This window comes from Corynebacterium sp. 1103A (assembly GCF_055700955.1).
On sequence record NZ_JASTTF010000002.1, the window covers coordinates 238722 to 261089 of the forward strand.

A 22368-nucleotide genomic window follows, 5' to 3' on the forward strand; every position below is an offset into this window, starting at 1 on the left:
CTTAAATTCCCAACGAAGGGTAAACCTATGAACAACTACACCACTTACGGCATCGTCGCCGGTGTTGTTTTGGCCTTCGCCATCATTCTGGGCAACCTGCCCCTGGTGCTGCTTGTGCTCCTGTTCGGCGCCATCGGCGGTGTCATCGGCGCACACTTTGATGGCCGCATCAATCTTTCCGAAATCTGGTACAACATCATCGGCAAAGACAAGGGCCAAGGCTAATGACCGACACCCCGAACAACCCCACTGGGGCCGGGGCGGACAGCGCTGGCGCGACGGATATCTCCATCCGCACTTTTGACAAGTTGGTCACGGCAGCCATCCGTTCCGTGCCCGGAACCTGCGACGTGGACTCGAAGCTCGCCGGTATCGCCGGCCGCGGTTTCCCGCGCGTGCACACCCAGGTAGATTCCTACCGCCGCGTTCTCGCGGTGGAGGCTTCCATCGCGGTGACCTGGCCCGCGCCCGTGACCCAGGTGGCGGAGCAAGTCCGTGCCGCTATCGCCGAGGCCGCGCACACCTACACGGACTACGAGACCACGCGGGTCAACGTCTCCGTAGGCACCGTGGTCCCGGGCGAGCGCATCGCCCCGACCAGCGTTGCCGCCCGCCCGCACGCCGCGGCGTTCAGCCCGCAGGTCAACCCGCACCGAATCTGGCAGCCGGAGACGGTCCGCGGCATCAACAAGCTCGCGGAGATCCACTCCCCTGAGCCGGTCCGCCTGCGTTCCATCGACCCCGGCAGCGAGCCGGAGGTGCGTTCCGTGTCTGCGGACGCCTCCCCGTTCCGCCCGCGCCAGATTGCGCAGCCGCGCCAGCCACGGGTTACCAGCCCGGTCACCCCGGCGCCGGTCACCCCGCGCTCGGTGCAGGCGCCTGCCCCGGCACGCTTGCGCGCCCACGGCGAAGCCTTCGAACACCAGCCGCGCCCGGTGCACACCGCGTCCAGCGAGCCGCTGCGCCGGATTGAGATCCGGCCCGCCAATCCGTCGCCGGCGCACGTCCACGCGCCCCGCCCGGAGCCGCTGCGCCAGATCGAGGTCACGCCACTGAAGGTCCGCAGCCCCAAAATCATTCCGTTCCTTACCCGCCGGAAGGCGTCCCACCTGCAAACACAGAAGGGAGGCTACGATGTCCGCTAATTCCGATAACAAGGAAATCGTCGGCCTGGGCCAGCAGCCCAAGGCCTCCCCCGCCGCGCGCGGCTGGGCCATCTTCCTGGGCCTGTTGTTGCTCGCGCTGGCCGTCGTGGCCGGCCGGGAAACCTGGCTCGTGGCCACGGAAGCCAACGCCAGCTCCTGGGTCACCCCGGTCACCGACCTGGTGGCCCGGGAGAACCTGGAGACCTGGATGATCTGGGCCGGCGTGGCCGCTATCGTGGTGGGTCTTATCTTTCTCATCGTGGCCTTCAAGCCGCGCCGGAAGACCCACCTGCGCCTCGAGTCCGAGCGGTCCTCGGTCTGGCTCCGCGCCGTCGACGTGGCCCGCCGCTCCAGTGCGGTGGCCCGCCAGGTCCCGGGCGTTGCGGCCGCCCGCACCCAGGCCACGGACAATAACGTCAAGATAACTGTCAACGGCGACACCGAAGACCCGGCGCTGGCCCCGCGCGTGGAGGAGGCCGTTAGCCAAGCACTGCAGACGCTGGCGTCCACCCCGCGGGTCAGCGTGGCCGTCGAGCCGGTCCAGGAGGTCGAAACCAATGTCTAGAGCACTAGCTACCGTCGACCGCCTACTGTTTTTCCTGCTGGGCGTCGTCCTCGTCGTGCTAGGCCTGTGGCCCATCCTGATGCACTTCGACGTCAGCTTCGCCAACCAGGCCGCCGAATGGGTCAACCACGACGTCTGGGGCAGCCTCAGTGAGCAGTCCTGGTGGGTCTACGTCCTGGCCGGCACGGCCGTCGTGGCCTTCATCCTAGGCCTGTGGATCATCGTGGCGAACTCCCGCCCGCACCGCTTCAACAAGCTGACCTCCTCGGCCTCCAACGACGAAGGCCAGGTGACCATGTCGATGAACCCGATTGCCGGGGGCATCGCCAGCGCCCTGGAAAACCTCGACGGCGTGGAAGCCGTGGACCGCCGCGTGACCTATGACCGGAAGCGGCCCACCATCGCCTACACCGTCATCAGCAGCGCGGAAAAACCCCTGGCGGACCTGCGCGCAGAAATCGAGCAGTGCGAGAGCGACTTCCGCCTGGCGTTCCCGGAGATGGACGTGGACACCACGTACAAGCTCCACTACTCCAAGCTGAAGGCGCGCTAACCAGCCGCGGGCCGAGGGCCGCTGGCGGCGGCCCTAACACTCCGCGATGAGCACGTGCTCGATGGCGCCGAAGCGCGCCACCTCGCCGCCCGGCAGGCAGACAACCATCTGCTCGCCCGGGCGGCATTGTTCTATCTTCTCCCACCTAAGGCTCCGCTGTTGCAGGTCCCGGCGACCAGCGGAATAGACCCGCAGGCCATGGCCTAGCACCAGCGTCTCGCCCTGGTTGGTCTTAATCACCCAGACCACATCCCCCACGTCCCGGCGCCGCAGGGGCTTCTCCCGCGTCGCCGAGGAAAGCAGTTCCCGCGCCTTGACAATCTCTTTGTCGTCCACCCGCTTAAGGGACTCGCACACGCCCAGGCGGTGCTCTATGCCCTCGGCGTCTGCCACCACCAGCGGACGCGCCGGCCCGGTAGGGCGCAGGCGGGAATAGTCCCAAACCACCGGCTGCAGGGCGCGCGCCTGCCCGCCTTTATCCCGGAAGGAACGCACGACTATACGCTCCGGGTAGACCAACACGCGCGCGGTGGGCGCCTGCGTGGAGACCAGCCAACAGCCCTGAGCCACTCCGCCCTCGGTAGGTAGCAGGGCGGGCCGCTCCCGGGACATCTCCTCCAACGCAGAAACTAGGTCCTCGTCTCTGGTGCCCCAGCCAATCCCCCGCTCGGCTAGCTGCGCAAAGATGGTGGCCAGAGGCGACTCCGGCCGGCCCTCCCAGGCCTCCTGGAGCGCGCCCAAGGTCTTTTCAATACGAGTTGGATCATGCACCCGTCCAACTCTATTACACCGCGCGAATACGCCTGCCCCGACCACCCTCGGCGCGGGACGCGGCCAGCCCGAAGACGCGAAAAAGCCGCCTCCCCAAAAGGAGAAGCGGCTCAATCTATTACGCCTTAGCGCGGCGCGTTAGGGGTATCGATTACTCGATGACCTTGGTAACGCGGCCGGCGCCGACGGTGCGGGAGCCCTCGCGGATAGCGAAGCGCAGGCCCTCGTCCATAGCGACCGGCTGGATCAGCTCAACGCTCATCTCAACGTTGTCGCCCGGCATGACCATCTCGGTGCCTTCCGGCAGCTTGATGACGCCGGTGACGTCGGTGGTGCGGAAGTAGAACTGCGGACGGTAGTTGTCCATGAACGGGGTGTGGCGGCCACCCTCTTCCTTCTTCAGGACGTAGACGGAACCCTCGAACTTGGTGTGCGGGGTGTAAGCGCCCGGCTTGATGACAACCTGGCCACGCTCGACCTCTTCGCGCTTGGTACCACGCAGCAGCAGACCACAGTTGTCGCCAGCCTCGGTGTAGTCCATCATCTTGCGGAACATCTCGATACCGGTGACGGTGGTGGACATGGACTTGTCCTTGATACCGATGATCTCGACGTCCTCGTTGACCTCGAGACGGCCACGCTCAACACGGCCGGTCACGACGGTGCCGCGGCCGGTAATGGTGAAGATGTCCTCGATCGGCATCAGGAACGGCTTGTCGGTCTCGCGCTCCGGATCCGGGATGGACTCGTCGCAGGCATCCATCAATTCGACGATGGACTTAACCCACTTCTCGTCGCCCTCGAGAGCCTTCAGAGCGGAGATGTGAACGATCGGAGCTTCCTCGTCGAAGTCCTGCTCGCCCAGCAGCTCGCGGATCTCCATCTCGACCAGCTCGATGATTTCCTCATCATCGACCATGTCGCACTTGTTCAGTGCAACGAGGATGTACGGAACGCCAACCTGGCGAGCCAGCAGAACGTGCTCGCGGGTCTGCGGCATCGGGCCGTCGGTAGCGGCGACGACAAGGATAGCACCGTCCATCTGAGCAGCGCCGGTAATCATGTTCTTGATGTAGTCGGCGTGGCCCGGGGCGTCCACGTGTGCGTAGTGGCGCTTCGGGGTGGAGTACTCAACGTGGGAGATGTTGATGGTAATACCGCGCTCCTTCTCCTCTGGAGCCTTATCGATCATGTCGAAAGCGAAAGCGGTGTTCTCTTCCGGGTACTCGTCAGCCAGCACCTTGGTGATCGCTGCGGTGGTGGTGGTCTTGCCGTGGTCGACGTGTCCGATGGTGCCGATATTAACGTGCGGCTTCGAACGCTCGAACTTCTCCTTTGCCACTGTATGTCCTCCTGGACTATATGGTGGCTACGACCTTCGCAGCCACGTGGTTGACAGTTGCCATAGGCACGTGGGTTGTAACCGCGTGCTTATGACGCTTTCTTTACGTGCCAGTTACACGATCCTAGATTTATGCCGCGGATATTTCAAACCGCCCTTGCGGGAAGTCTGTCCGCGGAAGTTAGTGCGGACGTTATCTCTCGACAAGAATCTTTGCGGATCCTAGGTGAGCGGTAACGGCCGGCTCAGCCTGCAATGTCGCGGTGTTTACACTGCGGAGTTACAAAGCTCAGCTCGACCGCTACCGACCCAACCTAGTTCCTAGGAAGGATCTGGCATTCCCTAGCGCAGAATACCAAACGCGCAAGCTTCCTAGGATTTTGGGGTCAGAAAACCCCAAGTGATTGTCGGGGTGGATACCCCTAGTTGGCGTTGCCGGTGCGCTCAGCGATGATCTCCTGGGCCACGCTGGAGGGAACCTCAGCGTAGGAGTCGAAGACCATGGTGAAGTTCGCACGGCCGGCGGTCGAGGAACGCAGGTCGCCGATGTAGCCGAACATCTCGGACAGCGGGACCTTGGCCTTGACCACCTTGGCGCCGGCGCGGTCTTCCATAGCGTAGACCTGGCCACGGCGGGAGCTGATGTCACCATTGACGGTGCCCATGTACTCCTCCGGGGTGACGACCTCGACGGCCATCAGCGGCTCGAGCAGGGTAGGCTTCGCCTTGGCGACGGCCTCCTTCAGGACCTGGGAGCCGGCCAGCTTGAACGCCATCTCCGAGGAGTCCACGTCGTGGTAGGCGCCGTCTTCCAGGGTGGCCTTGATGTTGACCAGCGGGAAGCCTGCCACGTAGCCGTACTGCATAGCGTCCTGGATACCAGCGTCGACGGACGGGATGTATTCCTTCGGAATACGGCCACCGGTGACCTCGTTGACGAACAGGTACTGCGGGTTCTCGCCCTCTTCCAGGGTCTCCGGGTCCGGGTTGTACGGCTCGATGGAGACGATGACCTTTGCGAACTGGCCGGAACCACCGGTCTGCTTCTTGTGGGTGTAGTCCAGGGACTTCACCGGCTTCTTAATGGTCTCGCGGTAAGCGACCTGCGGGTTACCAATGTTGGCCTCGACCTTGAACTCGCGCTTCATGCGGTCGACCAGGACGTCCAGGTGGAGCTCGCCCATGCCGCCGATGACGGTCTGGCCGGACTCTTCGTCCAGTTCGACGGTGAAGGTCGGGTCCTCGTCCGCCAGCTTCTGGATAGCGGTACCCAGCTTCTCCTGGTCGGCCTTGGTCTTCGGCTCAATGGAGACCTTGATAACCGGATCCGGGAAGTCCATGGACTCCAGGATGATCGGGGCATCCTTGGCACACAGGGTGTCACCGGTGGTGATGTCCTTCAGGCCAATGATGGCGTAGATGTTGCCGGCCACGGCCTCATCCACCGGGTTTTCCTTGTTGGCGTGCATCTGGAAGATCTTGCCGATGCGCTCCTTCTTACCCTTGGTGGAGTTGATAACCTCGTCGCCCGGGGCCACGCGACCGGAGTAGACGCGCACGAAGGTCAGCTGACCAAAGAACGGGTGGGCAGCAATCTTGAAGGCCAGACCGGAAAACGGCTCGTCCTTGGACGGCTTACGAGTCATGTCCTCGTCCTCGTTGCCCACGGCGTGGCCGTGCACCTCGCCGACGTCCATCGGGGTCGGCAGGTAGTCAACGACGGCGTCCAGCAGCGGCTGGACACCCTTGTTGCGGTAAGCAGTACCGCACAGGACCGGGTAAACCTCGGAGTTGATGGTCAGCTTACGGATGCCGGCCTTGAGCTCCTCAATGGTCAGTTCCTCGCCACCGAAGTACTTCTCCATCAGCTCCTCGTCGGACTCAGCGACCGCCTCGACGAGCTTCTCGCGGTACTCGGCGGCGCGGTCCTTGAGGTCGTCCGGGATCTCCTCGATGGTCGGCTCAGCACCGGTCTCGACCTTGCCGCGCCAGGTGATGGCCTTCATCTCGAGCAGGTCGACGACGCCGTCGAAGTCATCCTCAGCACCGATCGGCAGCTGCATGACCAACGGCTTAGCACCCAGGCGGTCGATGATGGTCTGCACGGTGAAGTAGAAGTCAGCGCCCAGCTTGTCCATCTTGTTGACGAAGCAGATACGCGGAACGTCGTACTTAGCGGCCTGACGCCACACCTGCTCGGACTGCGGCTCGACACCTTCCTTACCGTCGAAGACGGCGACGGCGCCGTCCAGAACACGCAGGGAACGCTCCACCTCAACGGTGAAGTCCACGTGGCCCGGGGTGTCGATGATGTTGATCTGGTTGCCTTCCCAGAAACAGGTGACGGCCGCGGACGTAATGGTGATGCCGCGCTCCTTCTCCTGCTCCATCCAGTCAGTCGTGGAGGCACCATCGTGGGTCTCGCCTACCTTGCGGTTAATACCGGTGTAGAACAAGATACGTTCGGTCGTGGTGGTCTTACCAGCATCGATGTGGGCCATGATGCCGATGTTGCGGACCTTTTTCAGATCCTTAAGCACTTCTTGTGCCACAGTCTTTACCCCAACTCATAGTCGTTAAACGGATAGTTCTCGGTCAATTGTGCCACTAATAAGCCGCTTTAGCAGCACATGGGCGCCTAAAACACCCAAAGTGGCCTGCGAGACAAATGCCCGAGCAACGATTATCAAGTTATGGGCGCCGTGCGACGGCGCGAAAACTAGGTTGTCGTTACTCGGGCATGTGCGTGCAGTCTGCTGGAAATTACCAGCGGTAGTGGGCGAAGGCGCGGTTGGCCTCGGCCATTTTGTGGGTGTCTTCGCGACGCTTCACGGAAGCACCCAGACCATTGGAGGCGTCCAGGATCTCATTGGCCAGACGCTCAATCATGGTGTTCTCACGACGCTGGCGGGTAAACGTCACCAGCCAACGCAGGGCCAGGGTGTTGGCGCGGCCCGGGCGGACCTCCACCGGCACCTGGTAGGTAGCGCCACCGACACGGCGGGAGCGAACCTCGAGATCCGGGCGGATGTTGCCCAGAGCCTTTTCCAGCGTGTCAACCGGCTCGGTACCGGTCTTCTCGCGGCACATTTCCAGCGCACCGTAGACGATACGCTCTGCGGTCGACTTCTTACCGTCCTTAAGGACCTTGTTGACCAGCTGAGTAACCTGCTCAGACTGGTAAACGGGATCCTTTACAACCGGACGCTTCGGAGCAGCATTCTTACGCATTTTTTATTACTGTCCCTTCTTCGCGCCGTAACGGGAACGAGCTTGCTTACGGTCCTTGACGCCCTGGGTATCCAGCGCGCCACGGATAATCTTGTAGCGGACACCCGGAAGGTCCTTCACACGACCACCACGCACCAGCACCATGGAGTGCTCCTGCAGGTTGTGGCCCTCACCCGGGATGTAGGCGGAAACCTCGATGCCGGAGGTCAGACGAACACGGGCGACCTTACGCAGTGCCGAGTTCGGCTTCTTCGGCGTGGTGGTGTACACGCGGGTGCACACGCCACGACGCTGCGGGGAGCCCTTCAGCGCAGCGGTGGACACCTCGCCGCGCTTGCTGTGGCGGCCCTTGCGGACCAGCTGTTGAATAGTTGGCATATTTTCAGTCTTTCTGTTGACTTCTACGGTCGGCCGCCGGACAAGAGGACTAAACATGCAAAAATGAGGGCTCTTTTCCGGGGCCCTGCCGCACGTCCAGAACCTCACCCTAGCCGCGGCCAGTTTAAGGATCAGACTTCGTCGTCGCACGTATACGACGAGACCTTTGGAACCTTACCGGATAACACGCCAAAAAGAAAAATCACCGCCGGGCCGAAAATTTTGTGGCCCACCGGACCGAAAGTCTAGTGACAAAGTCCACGGAACTTTCCCCTCCCCACCGATAGGGTAGGTCGAACGCATGTCTGGGACGAACGTCACGGCCACTACATGGCCCCTAGTTCACGCAGCGAACTCTAGCCCAAAACCACAACATGTTGTGGGCGTGGGATACAACACCGGAATATATGGAGTTTTGGCTAACTCACACCGTCGAAATTACAGCTATGTTGTCCATCGAAAGCGCTTTTTACTTCGCCCACCCCTGGGCTCGCGGCACCGGCCCTGCCGCGACGGCTTCACCACTTCCCTGAACCGAAAGGACACCCATGGCTTACCAGCCTCCCGCACCCCCTGCGCAGCACACGACCATCGACGTGCAGTCCACCCTCGACGAGTACCTCCAGCGCGCCGACTGGCGCATCCACGCCAACGCCAACCAGGACTACTCCCTGGGCGGGATGGTGCTCAACACCTCCGGCAAGGTGACCGCCAACTACTGGCTCAACCACGTCTTCTCCCCCGCCGCCGGGCAAGCGCACCGGGCCGGCGATCTCCACATCCACGACCTAGACATGCTCTCCGGCTACTGCGCCGGCTGGTCGCTACGCCAGCTGCTGGAGGAAGGCTTCGGTGGCGTGCCCGCCACGGTCAGCTCCGCCCCGCCCAAGCACTTGTCGTCCGCGTGCGGCCAGGCCGTCAACTTCCTGGGCACGCTGCAGAACGAATGGGCGGGCGCGCAGGCCTTCTCCAGCTTTGACACCTACATGGCCCCCTTCGTGCGGCTGGACAACTTGAGCTACGAGCAGGTGAAGCAGACCCTGCAGGAGTTCGTCTTCAACCTCAACGTGCCCTCGCGCTGGGGCACGCAGACGCCCTTTACCAACCTCACCTTCGACTGGACCTGCCCGGCCGACCTGGTGGATATCACCCCTCTTATCGGCGGCGAGCCCGTCGACTTCCGTTACGGGGACCTGCAGGCGGAGATGGACCTGATCAACCGCGCCTTCCTGGAGGTCATGTCCGCCGGGGACGCCGACGGCCGCCCGTTTACCTTCCCCATCCCGACCTACAACATCACCGAGGACTTCGACTGGGACAGCCCGAACGCCCAGGCCCTGTTCACCATGACCGCGCGCTACGGGCTGCCCTATTTCCAGAACTTCCTCAACTCGGATCTGGATCCGGGCATGGTGCGCTCCATGTGCTGCCGGCTGCAGCTCGACCTGACGGAGCTGCTCAAGCGCGGCAACGGCCTGTTCGGCTCGGCGGAACTGACTGGCTCCATCGGAGTGGTCACGCTTAACTGCGCGCGGCTGGGCTACCTCTACCGCGGCGACGAGGAGGCGCTGCTGGCCCGCGTGGACGAGCTGGTCGACTTGGCCGTGGACACCCTGGAGCGCCGCCGCGCCTTCGTCCAGGAAAACCTGGACCGCGGTCTCTACCCGTACACGCGGCGCTGGCTGCCCAGCCTGGACAACCACTTCTCCACCATCGGCGTCAACGGCTGCAACGAAATGATCCGCAACTTCACCCAGGACGCCTACGATCTCACCGATCCGCAGGGCCACGACCAGGTCGCGCGCCTGCTGGACCACGTCAACGCCCTGCTGACCCAGGCCCAGGAGCGCACCGGGCACCTCTACAACCTGGAGGCCTCCCCGGCCGAGGGCGCCACCTACCGCTTTGCCCGCGAGGACAACGAGCGCTTCCCGGGCATCCTGCAGGCCGGCACCGCGGCGCAGCCCTACTACACCAACTCCTCGCAGCTGCCGGTGGTCCACACCCCGGATCCCTTCGCCGCCCTGGCCGCCCAGGAGGATCTGCAGTCCAAGTACACCGGCGGCACCGTCCTGCACCTGTACATGGGTTCGGCCATGTCCTCCGGCGACGCCTGCGCCACGCTGGTCAAGCGGGCTCTTAACACGTTCCGCCTACCGTATATCACCATCACGCCGACATTTTCCATCTGCGCCTCGCACGGCTATATCTCCGGTGAGCACCCGCAGTGCCCGGAGTGCGGCTCGACTACGGAGATGTGGACCCGCGTGATGGGCTATTTCCGCCCCGTGTCCAGCTTCAACACCGGCAAGCAGGGCGAATTCCACGAGCGCGAGTACTTCGCGGAGTCTTATGTCGGCCCAGCTCATTAATCCCCCTGGCGCTTCCGCCGGGCCGGCCAGCTCCTCGCTGCCTATCGCGGGGACCATCCCTTTTTCCACCTGCGACTGGCCGGGCAAGCTCACGATCACGGCCTTCGTGCAGGGCTGCCCGCTGCGCTGCCGCTACTGCCACAACCCGGCGCTCCAGCCCCTCGGAAACGGCGGCGGCCACCACGGCTTCGAGGAGGTGCTCGACCTGTTGGACGCGCGCAGGGGGCTTATCGATGCCCTGGTCGTCTCCGGCGGGGAGCCGCTGGCGGTGCCCGGGCTGGCCGATGCCATCCGCCGCACCCACGCCGCCGGTTTCCCGGTGGGGCTGCACACCAGCGGCTATAGCCCAGCGCGGCTGCGGCGCCTGCTGGCGGATCCGAACACGCGGCCGGACTGGATAGGCCTGGACATCAAGGGCCTGCCCGGGGACTTGCCCGCCGTGGCCGGGGTGACGTCCGCGGTTGCTCACCGGATGTGGCAGAGCCTGGATATCGCCGCGGACACCGCCCACTCTTCCGGCATGGGGCTGCAGCTGCGCACCACCTCCTGGCCCGGCTCCGTGGTGGAAAGTCACCTGCCGGAGCTTAAGGCCGCGGCGCGGGCTCGGGGATGCGAGCTGGTGGTCCAGTCCGCCCGCAGCTGCGACGCCGAGGGTTATTACCGCGGTTAGGCAGCTGGCGCGGCTGACTTTCTGCCTTCGCTAGTCCTGCGCCGGCGTCCAGTCCCAGTGGACGTCGAATTCAATTCCGGCGGCCTCGAGTTCTGCGAAGTGCTCCTGTTCTTGGTCCTCCCAGACCTCGAACCACTCGGCGTAATACGGATCGCGACTCAGTGCGCGCTCCTTGCGCTCTTCGCGCGGCCCGGTGACCCAGACGGCCACGACGCTGCCGCGCTGACGGGCGGCGGCCAACGACTCCGGGGTTACCGAGCCCACGCCCTCGACGATGAGGTCGTCGCGGGCATCCAGGCTCATCCATTCGCCGGGGGCGTTGGCCTCCCAGTCCCAACGCCAGTAGCCGGGGTTCATCTGGCGCAGGACGTGCTCGTAGACCATCTCCGAGCCGCGGTCCAGGCCGCGCCAGCCGGGATAGAACTCGTCCAGGTGCACCACCTGGCAGTTGTCGCGCTCGGCCAGGCGGGCCGAGAGCCAGGTCTTGCCCGCCCCCGACGGGCCGTCGATGAGCACGGTGACGGGCTTCATCGGCCGCTTGGTCTCGGCGGCGAGCTCTAACACCCGCGCGACCACGTAGGCCTGCTGCCGGTCAATACTCAAGTGTTTTAGCGCCGCCGCGGACGGGAAGGGCTCGTCCGCGACGCCACTAGCAGCTTGCTCGGGCTGGTCAGAGGGCATAGAAGCTATCACAATCCAAAAAATCGCCAAGAGTTCGTGATTACCGAAACTACCACCGGGACGGCCGCGAGTACTAAGGCACCGGCCATGACCAGCCAGTCTTGGGTGCACAGGCGGGATTCGCGGGCCCAGGTCCGGCTCCTGCCGTGCGGCGGGGTCCGGCCAAAACCGCGGGACTCCATCGCCGTGGCGAGCTTGCCGCCGCGCCGCAGGGCCACGACCAGCAGGCCGAAGGACATTGAGGCCATGTGCGCAATCCGGCCGCGGTCGGTCAGTCCCCTAGCCCGGCGGGCCCGTTCCATGGACGCCCAGTCATCCTTAAAGAGCGTGGCCATGCGCACCCCGGCCACCGCGCCGATGACAAAGCGCGCGGGCAGCCGCAGCACCTGGGCCAGGCCGTCGCCCAGCTCCGTCGGATCGATGTCGCGCGCCAGCACCACCACGGGCAGGGCGACAGCCAGGACACGTATCATCACCGCGATGGCCAGCTCGACCGAGTTCTCCGTGACCACCGCCAGCCAGATGGAGAAGTACTCCTTCCCACCTGGGCGGCCGTAAAGCAGCATGGAGATGCCCGACAGCGGGGCGATAATCAGCAGTGGCCAGGCCAGCCGGATCAGCCGGGGCCAGGGCACCCCGCACAGCGGGGCGAGCAGCACCGTCAGGCCCAGGGAGACGGTCGCGCTGACCCAATCCAGACTCAGCAGCAGCGGCGTGGTGATGATGATCATCAGCGCCAGCCGGGTCACCGGGTTGACAGTCGCCAGGATATTAGGCATTTGGCCCCTCCCTTCGCCGGTGTCCGCGGGCACAACTGGCTGGCCCCCTCGGCGCGGCCTCGGGGGCTGTGACGCGGATGTGGGCATCCCCCAGCGCCGCGATGAACATCTCGTCGTGGGTGATGGAGGCGATCGTGGTGCCGCCGTCGACGAGCTCGCGCAGCATGGCGACCAGCTCGGCGAAGGTAGACGGATCCTGGCCGAAGGTGGGCTCATCGAGGAGCACTACCGCCGGCGCGGTCACCAGGGCGGTGGCCACGGACAGGCGGCGCTTCTCCCCGCCGGAGAGCGTGAACGGGTTGGCCTCCAGCAGGTGCCCGAGCCGGAGGCGCTCCACCAGCTCGTCGATGCGCGCGGTCGGGACCTCCTCGCCCATCACCGTTGGGCCCACGCGCAGCTCCTCGGCCACGCTGCGGGCAACGAATTGGTGCTCCGGATTCTGAAAGACGTAGCCAATGCGGTGCGCTAGCTGCCGCGACTTCCACTTCCACGGGCTGGGCAGCAGCCCGCGGGCGACCTCCTCCGACATGCCGATCTGACCACTGACCGGGGCGAGCAGGCCGGCCATGGTCATCAGCCAGGTGGTCTTGCCGGAGCCGTTCGGCCCGGTAACCACGGTGGAGGCCCCGGCCGGGATCTCGTAGCTGCGCGGCGGCCCGAAACGGGTGACCAGGTCACGCGAGAACATCGCGGCCGGCGCGTGCGCGGCAACCGGCCGGGCTTGCGGCAGACCAAACACCGCCCGGACGGCGGCCAGTTCCGCGACGGTGGAATCCGCGCTCACGCGCCCGTCGCTGAGCATAATCGCGCGGTCCAGGAGATCTTCCCAGCCGGAGTAGTTGTGCTCAACCACGACGAGCGTCGCGCCGGTGGCCTCGACGGCATCGCGCACCGCGGCGATAACGTCCCGGGCACCCTGCGGGTCCAGGTTGGCCGTGGGCTCGTCGAGCAGGATGAGCCCCGCGCCCATGGCGATGATTCCGGCCAGCGCCAGGCGCTGCTTCTGCCCGCCGGACAGGCGCTGCGTCGGGTGGTCTAAGCCGACCTCCAGGCCCACCACGTCCAAGGCGTGGCGCACCCGGCGCCAGATCTCTTCCCTTTCCACGCCGAGGTTCTCGCACCCGAAGGCGACGTCGTCGCCCACGCGGGAGGCAATCACCTGCGCGTCCGGGTCCTGGAGCACCAACCCCACCGGGACGGTGCGCCCGGGCACCTCGCGGTGGCCGGCCCCGTCGTAGAGCGTCAGCTCGCCGGCCTGCTCGCCCTCGTCATCGCCGCCCAGCACGCCCGCGAAGGCGGCCAGCAGCGTCGACTTGCCGGAGCCGGAGTCCCCGCACAGCAGGACGCGCTCGCCCGGTGCGATGTCGAGCTCAATGTCTTTGAGTGCCGCCCGGTTGCGCCCGGCGTGCTGCCAGCCGAATTCCCGGGCGTGAAGTCCCGTCGGGTGGCTGGCAGCGGGACTAGGCACGGGCTTCCCGGCCTACCGCAAACCGGTCCAGAGCGCCGGTGCGCGCCAAGGCGCGGACCAGGTAGTAGCCGAGCACGCCGGCCAGGATGGCGCCGGAGACCATCAGGCAGGACAAGTAGATGAGGTTGAACTCCAGCGACTTGGCCAGGTTGGCGGACGTGAACAGCTCCAGGATGAACGCTCCGATGCCCGCGCCGATGCCGGACAGCGCCGCCACCGGCAGCTTGAAGTTCCGGTAGGCGAAAATCGCCAAGACGATCTCGACGCCCAGGCCCTGGGCCAGGCCGGAGTAGAGCGTCTCAAAACCCCACTGGCTGCCCAGCGCCGCGGAGACAGAGGCCGCCAGGACCTCGACGAAGACAGCCGCGCCCGGCTTGCGTACCACCAAGCCGCCAATGACGCCGCCCAACAGCCAGATACCGGTGGCCAGTCCCCCGAGCCCCGGTGTGAGACTATCCATAGCCATGAACCACGCGTACCCCACGGTGTTCCACAGCAAGAAAATCAGACCGCAGGCCACACCCAAGATGGATGCAACCACGATGTCTACAACACGCCAATGAAGCCTTTTCGGCATTCTTCCTCCCTCGCGCCGGCATTACCCGGATCAGGTTCTACGGTTCGGCCCCAAGGCCATCTCAGCCGCTGGACGTTGCCGCCAACAGCTCCCGCGTTTGTTTAGTTGTACAGGCGTTTAGCATAGCAAGCCCCTTCGCACAACAAAATCACCTGCCCGAGCGGGGGTAGAGATCCCGACCCATGACATTTGTCATGCCTATGTCTGGATCTTTGGCCTACGCACCCCTTGTTCTTCTCCCCGATACTCGGGGCATGAACGCGAGAACGAGCAGCACCCCCATCCCAGCTATTGAGATTCAGCACCTGACTAAAGCCTTTGGGCGCGGCAAGAAGCGGGTCAACGCCATCCGGGACTTTGACCTAACCATCCCCGCTGGGGAGGTTGTGGCTTTGGTAGGCGCCAACGGCGCGGGCAAGACAACGCTTTTCGACATGGTGCTAGGACTGACCGAACCAACCAGCGGCACCATCGAGCTCTTTGGCGGGCCGCCCGCCCGGGCCGCGAAGACGTCGCGCGTGGGCGCGGTGATGCAGTCCGGCGGACTTCTCCCCGACATCACGGTTGAGGAGACCGTACGCGCTATAGCCGGGCTGCACCCGCGGTCCGCGCCACTGGATGAGGTCGTGCGCGAAGTCATGGAGGAGACCCGGCTGACTGAGATCCAGAACCGTAAGGTCCGGTTGTGCTCCGGCGGGGAGCAGCAGCGCGTGCGTTTCGCGCTGGCAATCCTGCCCCGCCCCGACCTCCTCATCTTGGACGAGCCCACCACCGGCATGGACATCTACGCCCGTCACGAATTCTGGCACACCTTGCGCTACCAGGCACAAGAAGGCCAGACCATCATTTTCGCCACCCACTACCTCGAGGAGGCCCAGCGCTACGCCGACCGCGTGGTCATCCTCCAGGACGGCCTTGTCACCGCCAACGGCACCGTCGCGGAAGTCCAAGGCAGCTACCCGAGCCTCGACGAGGCGGTGCTGCGCTACATCGCCCCCGATTTCACCGCCGACCTCCACGCCGGCCTGCGGCCGGAGGAGACCCACGCGAAGAACTCCGAAGTCACGACTTGGCCTACGCGACGGGCCTAAGAAAGGAATTACAGGAATGACCACCACCGCATCCGCTGCCACGCCTGTCCGCTCCCTGACGGCGCTAAACCTCAAGCGCGCCTTCCGGGATTTCACCAACGTCTTTTTCACTGTCGTCATGCCAGTCGGCTTCTACCTGCTCTTCGGCGCGCTGCAAGACTATTCGTCCATGCCGGACTTTGCGCACGGCAACCCGAAAGCCTTCGTCATGGTCTCCATGGCGCTCTACGGCGCGGTCATCGCCGCGACCGCGGCGGCCGGAGGCACGGTCGTGGAAAGCCGCAGTGGTTGGGGCCGCCAACTAGCACTTACCCCCACCACCCCGGGCCACTACCTGACCGCCCAGGTGCTGTCCTTGGCGCTGCGCTGCACCCTCCCCGTGGTGGCTGTTTTCATCGCCGGCGCCCTGACCGGTGCCACCATGACCGCGAGCGCGTGGGCCGCCTGCTTCTTTCTCTGCATCGCCGTTTCCCTGCCCTTCGGCGTCTACGGCATGGCCTTCGGGGAGCTTTTCCGCTCCGACAGCGCGATTACGATAGCCTCCACGCTCATCGTGGTCTTCGCCTTCGCCGCCAACATGTTCATGCCACTGAGTGCCGGTATGCTCGACTTCGGGCGCTTCACGCCCCTCTACGGCGCCAACGCCCTAGCCAACTACCCCCTCACAGACGGGGTACAAACAATCTCCGACGAACCCTACTACCACGAAGAAGCCCTCCCCAATGCCCTAGCAAACATCGCCGCCTGGGCTGCTATCTTCGTAATCACCTTCATACTGCTCAACCGCCGCCAGAAGGGACGCTAAACCCGCCTCATGCACTTTTCCCGCAGCGACGCCACCAAGATCAGCATCTGGCTCGTCTTCTTGCTGTTTTCCTTCGTGCCCTTCCTGTTCTCGGAACTCAACGGAACAGCCCTAGCAACCGTCGCTGCCGGCTTTGTGTTTTTCGCCCTCGCCTACGCCCTAGGCTCCGGCTACCACGCATCAGTACCCCGCCGGCGCCTGCCCCTCTTCGTACTCGTCTGGTGCGCCGTCCTGCTGGTCGGTCCACTAGCCCTCCTACCGCTTATCGGCTGGTACGTACTGGTCTTCCTGCCCTATTTCATGGCTGTCTTCCTCTACGTCATGCCCGGGAGCACCGGCTCCTCCATGGTCGGTTGCGGAGCCGGTTTCACGGTAATCCTCCTGATCATCTTCCAGCCGCCGAACGCCTTCGCCTTGGCCGGCCTGGCCGTGTGTACTCCGGCGTTCATGGTGCTCAACAAGAGCCTCGAGGATAGGAAGGCCGCGGAGCGCAGCGCCGAGAGCCGCCTCCGGCTGGCGCGCGAGCGCGAGGCCATCGCCAGCGACATCCACGATCTGTTGGGGCAGTCCCTGACCGTCATCAATCTCAAGTCCGAGCTGGCCCGGCGGCAGCTCCAGTTCGCTCCGGAAAAGGCCGAGGAGGAACTGCGCGCCATCAGCGAGTTGACCCGATCATCTCTGGACGAGGTGCGCGCCACCGTGATCGCTTTGCGCCAGCCGCAGCTGGTGGTGGAGCTAGCCAATGCCGAAAACGCGCTACACGCCGCGGGCATCGCCGCCCGCATCCCGGAGCCCTCCCGCGCCCAAGAGCTCGCCGGTAAGCATCAGGTCTTGTATGCCTGGGCGGTACGAGAGGCCACGACCAATATCCTCCGGCACGCCCGGGCCCGCCAGGCCTGGATCGAGGTCACGCCCACACGCCTCGTCGTCGCCGACGACGGCAAAGGCCACATGATCTCCCCGGGCAACGGGCTAGCGGGCCTGCGCGCCCGGGTCGAAGACGCCGGCGGTACGTTGGGCATCACTTCCCAACCAGGCCGAGGGACCCGGATTGAAGTGGATATGTCATGACTAAAGACTTCGGAGCCAAGGACCCCATCAAGGTTTTCATCGCCGACGACCAGAACCTGGTCCGCGGGGCGCTCGCCGCGCTGCTGAGCCTGCAGGGAGGCCTCGAGGTCGTGGGCGAGGCCGCCGACGGCGCGCAGGTCGGCTCCCAGGTACGCCGCTGCCGGCCGGACGTGCTCATCATGGATATTGAGATGCCCGGCACCAGCGGCCTGCAAGCTACCAAAGAGCTGCGGGACGCAGGGCTGCTGGGAGCCGGCAAGACCCAGGTTCTTATCGTGACCACCTTCGGGCGCACCGGCTACCTGCAGCGCGCACTGGCCGCTGGGGCCTCCGGTTTCATCATGAAGGATACCCCGCCGGATTCCCTCGCCGACGCCGTACGCCGCATCCACGCCGGCCACCGCGTCATCGATCCGGGACTGGCCGAGCGAGCCCTCTTTAGCCCGCCCAACCCGCTCACCCAGCGCGAGGTAGAGGTCTGCCACGCCGCGACGGAGTACGACAGCGTGCGCGACATCGCCGCGGCCCTGCACTTAAGCGAGGGCACCGTGCGCAACCACCTGTCCGCCATCATCACCAAGACCGCCGCCAGCAACCGGCACGCCGCCGTCGCCGCGGCCGAGGACAACGGCTGGCTCTAACCCCGCCCTAGGGTCGACCGTCAAAGGCCCTGGCGTGGTGATGCCTTGGCAAGGGGGCCGCACAAAGACAGCGGCCCCGCAGCCTCCCGTGAAGGGGGTGCGGGGCCGCTGTGCAGACCGAATGTGTGCGGTTAGACCGCGGGAGTACTTCCTTTAGAAGAAGTCCTCCTCCAGCGGGACGGAGGCGCCGGTGAACTCACCGAAGCTGTCGTCGCTGTAGATGGTATCGCTGTAGGTCGGGATGGAGTACGCCGCGTTGCGGGCGGCCTCCGTCGGCTTCACAGTGATGTTGCGGTAGCGGGAAATACCGGTACCGGCCGGGATCAACTTACCGATGATCACGTTCTCCTTGAGACCAATGAGCTTATCGGAGCGCTTGTTGATAGCGGCATCGGTAAGCACGCGGGTAGTCTCCTGGAAGGAGGCGGCGGACAGCCAGGACTCGGTAGCCAGGGAGGCCTTGGTGATACCCATGATCTCACTGCGCAGCTGTGCGGGCTCGCCGCCCTCGGCCACTTGCGCGGCGTTGATCTGCTTGGCCTCGGACAGGTCCACCAAATTGCCCGGTAGGAACTCGGTCGAGCCGGCGTCGATGACCGTGCCACGGCGCAGCATCTGGCGGATGATGATCTCGATGTGCTTGTCGTGGATGGCCACACCCTGGGTCCGGTACACGGCCTGGACCTCGTCGATGAGGTGCTTCTCCACGCCACGGCGACCCAGGATCTCCAGGACGTCGTGCGGGTCGGCCGCACCGCGCATCAGGCGCTCGCCGGTGACGACGTGGTCACCGTCGCGCAGGGAACGCTCGATCATGGCGTCCGGGTTGGACTCCATCGGGCGGCGCACCTGGGCCAGACCCTGACGCTTCGACAGCTTCTCGTAGACCACGTTGTCGGAACCATCGTCCGGAGTGATGGTCAGGGTCCAGAAGTTGCCCTCGTCCGACAGGGACACGGTGCCGTCCACGGAGGCGATCGGGGCGCGGTTCTTCGGGTTACGGGCCTCGAAGAGCTCCTGCACACGCGGCAGACCGCCGGTAATATCGCCGCCGACACCGCCCTGGTGGAACGTACGCATGGTCAGCTGGGTACCCGGCTCACCAATAGACTGGGCGGCCACGATACCGACGGCCTCGCCGATATCGACTAGGTGGCCGGAAGCCATGGACTTACCGTAGCACTTAGCACAGACACCAGCCGGAGTCTGGCAGGTCAGCACGGAGCGAACCTTGATCTCCTGCACGCCAGCCTGGACCAGCTTGTTGGTCAGGCTCTCGGTCAGGTCGGAGCCGGCCTCAGCCAGCACGTTGCCGTCGGCGTCCTTGACGTCGGTAGCCACCACGCGACCGGAAGCGGAGGTCTCCCACAGCTCATGAACCGCGTACTTGCCCTCGGCGACCTCGGTGCCGATCGGCACGCGCACGCCCTGGCGGGTGCCACAGTCTTCCTCGCGGACGATGACGTCCTGGGCCACGTCGACCAGACGACGGGTCAGGTAGCCCGAGTCGGCGGTACGCAGTGCGGTATCCGCCAGGCCCTTACGGGAACCGTGCGAGTTGTTGAAGTACTCCAACACCGACAGGCCTTCACGGAAGGAGGTCTTAATCGGACGGGTGATGTAGTCACCCTTGGAGTTCACGACCATGCCCTTCATACCGGCCAGCGTCCAGATCTGGCGCATGTTACCGGCCGCACCGGACTTAACGATCATCGGGATCGGGTTGTCATCCGGGTAGAGGTTCTCCACCGCGTTACCCACGGTGTCGGTGGCGTCCTTCCAGAGCTCAACCAGGCGGTCGTAGCGCTCCCGCTCGGTCAGGGCGCCCTGCTCCCAGTACTTGCGCTCGATCCGCTCGGCTTCCTTCTCGTAGGACTCCAGGACCTCGGTCTTGTTCGGCAGAACCAGAACGTCGGACATGGTGATGGTCACGCCGGAACGGGTAGCCCAGTAGAAACCAGCGTCCTTCATCTTGTCCAGGACCTGAGCCACGGTGATCATCGGGTACTTGACGGCGAGATCGTTGATCACGTCGCCGAGCAGCACCTTGTTGCCGGACCCGCCCTTACGGACCATGACTCCCTCGAGGTACGGGTAGTTCCACGGCAGCAGCTCGTTGAACATGATGCGGCCGATGGTGGTCTCCGCCAGCCAAGCCTGGCCGCGCTCCCAGCCGTCCGGGAACTGCTCGGCTTCGATGTCCTCCGGCGGACGCAGGTGGTCGATGCGCACCTTGATCGGCGCCTGCAGGCCCACCACACCACGGTCGCGGGCCATGAGCGCCTCCGCGTAGGAGGAATAGACGCCGGTGGCCGGCTTATCGGTCTCCGCGGCGTGGAAGCGGCCCTCGCCGCCGATCTCGTCCTCGGCCTTGTCCATGGTCAGGTAGTACAGACCGGTGACCATATCCAGGCGCGGCATAGCCAGCGGCTTACCGGAGGCCGGCGACAGAATGTTGTTGGAGGCCAGCATCAGGACGCGGGCCTCGGCCTGGGCCTCGGCGGACAGCGGCAGGTGGACTGCCATCTGGTCACCATCGAAGTCGGCGTTGAAGGCCTCACAAGCCAGCGGGTGCAGCTGAATGGCCTTGCCCTCAACCAGCTTCGGCTCGAAGGCCTGGATGCCCAGGCGGTGCAGGGTCGGCGCGCGGTTCAGCAGCACCGGGTGCTCGGAAATGGCCTGCTCCAGCACGTCCCAGACCTCGGAACGCTGGCGCTCGACCATGCGCTTAGCGGACTTGATGTTCTGCGCGTAGTCGTTTTCCACCAGGCGCTTCATGACGAAGGGCTTGAACAGCTCGAGCGCCATCAGCTTCGGCAGACCACACTCGTGCAGCTTCAGCTGCGGGCCGACGATAATAACCGAACGGCCGGAGTAGTCCACGCGCTTACCCAGCAGGTTCTGACGGAAGCGGCCCTGCTTGCCCTTGAGCAGGTCAGACAGGGACTTCAGCGGGCGGGAGCCCGGGCCGGTGACCGGACGGCCGCGGCGGCCGTTGTCGAACAGGGCGTCCACGGACTCCTGCAACATGCGCTTCTCGTTGTTGACGATGATCTCAGGCGCGCCCAGATCGATCATGCGCTTGAGGCGGTTGTTGCGGTTGATCACGCGACGGTACAGGTCGTTCAGGTCGGAGGTGGCAAAGCGGCCACCGTCCAGCTGGACCATCGGGCGCAGCTCCGGCGGGATGACCGGGATTGCGTCCAGCACCATGCCGGCCGGGTCGTTGCCGGAACGCAGGAACGCGGCGACGACCTTCAGGCGCTTCAGGGCGCGCATCTTCTTCTGGCCTTTGCCGTTGTTGATGGTCTCGCGCAGGACCTCAGCCTCGGCCTCCAGGTCGAAGTTGCGGATGAGCGTCTGGATGGCTTCCGCGCCCATGCCGCCGGTGAAGTAATCCTCGTAGCGGTCGACGAGCTCTTCGTAGATGTTCTCGTCGATGATCATCTGCTTCGGGGCCAGCTTGACGAAGGTGTTCCAGATTTCGTCCAAGCGGGCGACCTCGCGCTCGCCGCGCTCGCGGATGTGCTGCATCTCCTTGTCCGCAGCGTTCTGGACCTTGCGACGGGCGTCCGCCTTGGCCCCGGCTTCCTCCAGCTCGGCCAGGTCGGCCTCGAGCTTGGACGCGCGCTCGGCGATTTCCGCCTCGGTGTCGTCCTCCACATCCTTCTTCTCGAGCAGCATCTCGCCCTCGAGGGTGGACATGTCGTTGTGGCGGGCTTCTTCATCCACGGAGGTGATGATGTTGGCCGCGAAGTAGATGATGCGCTCCAGATCCTTCGGAGCGAGATCCAGCAGGTAGCCCAGGCGGGACGGCACACCCTTGAAGTACCAGATGTGGGTAACCGGAGCGGCCAGCTCGATGTGGCCCATGCGCTCACGGCGGACCTTGGACTTGGTGACCTCGACGCCGCACCGCTCGCAGATGATGCCCTTGTAACGCACGCGCTTGTACTTGCCGCAAGCGCACTCCCAGTCGCGGGTCGGCCCGAAGATGCGCTCGCAGAACAGGCCGTCTTTCTCCGGCTTCAGGGTTCGGTAGTTGATGGTCTCGGGCTTTTTAACTTCGCCCTTGGACCAGCGACGGATGTCTTCAGCGGTGGCCAGACCAATGCGGAGCTCGTCGAAGAGGTTTACGTCGAACACGTAAATTCTCCCTTTCATCCTCGTTTAACGAGGAATTGTTGGCATTTGAAAAAGTAACTTGTTTCCTTGCCCGCCGCTGGGA

Annotated in this window: 20 protein-coding genes and 1 riboswitch; of the genes, 10 read left to right on the forward strand and 10 right to left on the reverse strand. The window is 64.7% G+C overall.

Annotated features, from left to right (window positions below; all coding sequences use genetic code 11):
• Positions 1-27: 27 nt before the first annotated feature.
• From QQS52_RS02710 to amaP, 4 genes are read left to right on the forward strand one after another with little or no spacing between them, the layout of a single operon-like run.
• Complete coding sequence (locus QQS52_RS02710; protein WP_472772457.1) at positions 28-225, forward strand: hypothetical protein; 198 nt, start codon at positions 28-30, stop codon at positions 223-225.
• Entirely contained in the window at positions 225-1145 is a 921-nt protein-coding gene (locus tag QQS52_RS02715) for an Asp23/Gls24 family envelope stress response protein (RefSeq protein WP_472772458.1), read from the forward strand. Before QQS52_RS02710 ends, QQS52_RS02715 begins: the two co-directional genes overlap by 1 nt.
• A complete protein-coding gene (locus QQS52_RS02720) occupies positions 1135-1710 on the forward strand; it encodes a DUF6286 domain-containing protein (protein ID WP_472772459.1) in 576 nt (191 codons plus the stop codon). Before QQS52_RS02715 ends, QQS52_RS02720 begins: the two co-directional genes overlap by 11 nt.
• A complete protein-coding gene (gene amaP, locus QQS52_RS02725; protein WP_472772460.1) occupies positions 1703-2263 on the forward strand; it encodes an alkaline shock response membrane anchor protein AmaP in 561 nt (186 codons plus the stop codon). Before QQS52_RS02720 ends, amaP begins: the two co-directional genes overlap by 8 nt.
• 33 nt (positions 2264-2296) lie before the next feature.
• Here amaP and QQS52_RS02730 read toward each other — a convergent pair whose 3' ends face one another.
• The 5 genes from QQS52_RS02730 to rpsL all read right to left on the reverse strand — a co-directional run bounded on the left by QQS52_RS02730 (position 2297) and on the right by rpsL (position 7985).
• On the reverse strand, positions 2297-3034 hold the full coding sequence (locus QQS52_RS02730; RefSeq protein WP_472772461.1) for a hypothetical protein: 738 nt from the start codon (positions 3032-3034) through the stop codon (positions 2297-2299).
• A gap of 151 nt (positions 3035-3185) precedes the next feature.
• On the reverse strand, positions 3186-4376 hold the full coding sequence (tuf, locus tag QQS52_RS02735; RefSeq protein WP_472772462.1) for an elongation factor Tu: 1191 nt from the start codon (positions 4374-4376) through the stop codon (positions 3186-3188).
• Between the two features lie 422 nt (positions 4377-4798).
• Positions 4799-6928 carry an elongation factor G gene (gene fusA, locus QQS52_RS02740; protein ID WP_472772463.1) on the reverse strand — a complete coding sequence of 710 codons (2130 nt, stop codon included), beginning with the start codon at positions 6926-6928 and terminating at the stop codon, positions 4799-4801.
• Positions 6929-7139: 211 nt separating this feature from the next.
• Positions 7140-7607, reverse strand: coding sequence for a 30S ribosomal protein S7 (rpsG, locus tag QQS52_RS02745; protein WP_070768185.1), 468 nt, complete (start codon positions 7605-7607; stop codon positions 7140-7142).
• A 6-nt stretch (positions 7608-7613) separates the two neighbouring features.
• Entirely contained in the window at positions 7614-7985 is a 372-nt protein-coding gene (rpsL, locus tag QQS52_RS02750; protein WP_070768184.1) for a 30S ribosomal protein S12, read from the reverse strand.
• Between the two features lie 548 nt (positions 7986-8533).
• Between rpsL and QQS52_RS02755 the strand changes: the two genes are divergently transcribed.
• Positions 8534-10357, forward strand: a complete 1824-nt coding sequence (locus QQS52_RS02755; protein ID WP_472772464.1) for a ribonucleoside triphosphate reductase — start codon at positions 8534-8536, stop codon at positions 10355-10357.
• Complete coding sequence (locus QQS52_RS02760; RefSeq protein WP_472772465.1) at positions 10338-11027, forward strand: anaerobic ribonucleoside-triphosphate reductase activating protein; 690 nt, start codon at positions 10338-10340, stop codon at positions 11025-11027. The genes QQS52_RS02755 and QQS52_RS02760 overlap by 20 nt, the downstream gene beginning before the upstream one ends.
• A 30-nt stretch (positions 11028-11057) precedes the next feature.
• Here QQS52_RS02760 and QQS52_RS02765 read toward each other — a convergent pair whose 3' ends face one another.
• The 4 genes from QQS52_RS02765 to QQS52_RS02780 all read right to left on the reverse strand — a co-directional run bounded on the left by QQS52_RS02765 (position 11058) and on the right by QQS52_RS02780 (position 14532).
• On the reverse strand, positions 11058-11708 hold the full coding sequence (locus QQS52_RS02765) for a hypothetical protein (protein WP_472772466.1): 651 nt from the start codon (positions 11706-11708) through the stop codon (positions 11058-11060).
• Positions 11709-11716: 8 nt separating this feature from the next.
• On the reverse strand, positions 11717-12487 hold the full coding sequence (locus QQS52_RS02770; RefSeq protein ID WP_472772467.1) for an energy-coupling factor transporter transmembrane component T family protein: 771 nt from the start codon (positions 12485-12487) through the stop codon (positions 11717-11719).
• The gene (locus tag QQS52_RS02775; RefSeq protein ID WP_472772468.1) at positions 12480-13955 is read right to left on the reverse strand and encodes an ABC transporter ATP-binding protein; all 1476 of its coding nucleotides are present in this window, start codon (positions 13953-13955) and stop codon (positions 12480-12482) included. Before QQS52_RS02775 ends, QQS52_RS02770 begins: the two co-directional genes overlap by 8 nt.
• Positions 13948-14532: an ECF transporter S component gene (locus QQS52_RS02780; RefSeq protein ID WP_472772469.1), complete on the reverse strand. Its 585-nt coding sequence runs from the start codon at positions 14530-14532 to the stop codon at positions 13948-13950. Before QQS52_RS02780 ends, QQS52_RS02775 begins: the two co-directional genes overlap by 8 nt.
• Positions 14522-14637, reverse strand: a riboswitch (TPP riboswitch). It overlaps the preceding gene by 11 nt.
• Before the next feature lie 149 nt (positions 14638-14786).
• Here QQS52_RS02780 and QQS52_RS02785 point away from each other — a divergent pair.
• From QQS52_RS02785 to QQS52_RS02800, 4 genes are read left to right on the forward strand one after another with little or no spacing between them, the layout of a single operon-like run.
• Positions 14787-15623 (forward strand): ABC transporter ATP-binding protein, encoded by an 837-nt coding sequence (locus QQS52_RS02785; protein WP_472772470.1) that lies wholly within the window; start codon positions 14787-14789, stop codon positions 15621-15623.
• A gap of 16 nt (positions 15624-15639) precedes the next feature.
• Positions 15640-16428: an ABC transporter permease gene (locus tag QQS52_RS02790; RefSeq protein ID WP_472772471.1), complete on the forward strand. Its 789-nt coding sequence runs from the start codon at positions 15640-15642 to the stop codon at positions 16426-16428.
• 9 nt (positions 16429-16437) lie between these two features.
• A complete protein-coding gene (locus QQS52_RS02795) occupies positions 16438-17499 on the forward strand; it encodes a sensor histidine kinase (protein WP_472772472.1) in 1062 nt (353 codons plus the stop codon).
• Positions 17496-18140: a response regulator gene (locus QQS52_RS02800; protein ID WP_472772473.1), complete on the forward strand. Its 645-nt coding sequence runs from the start codon at positions 17496-17498 to the stop codon at positions 18138-18140. Before QQS52_RS02795 ends, QQS52_RS02800 begins: the two co-directional genes overlap by 4 nt.
• Positions 18141-18293: 153 nt before the next feature.
• Here QQS52_RS02800 and QQS52_RS02805 read toward each other — a convergent pair whose 3' ends face one another.
• Positions 18294-22286, reverse strand: coding sequence for a DNA-directed RNA polymerase subunit beta' (locus QQS52_RS02805; protein ID WP_472772474.1), 3993 nt, complete (start codon positions 22284-22286; stop codon positions 18294-18296).
• Positions 22287-22368: the final 82 nt, after the last annotated feature.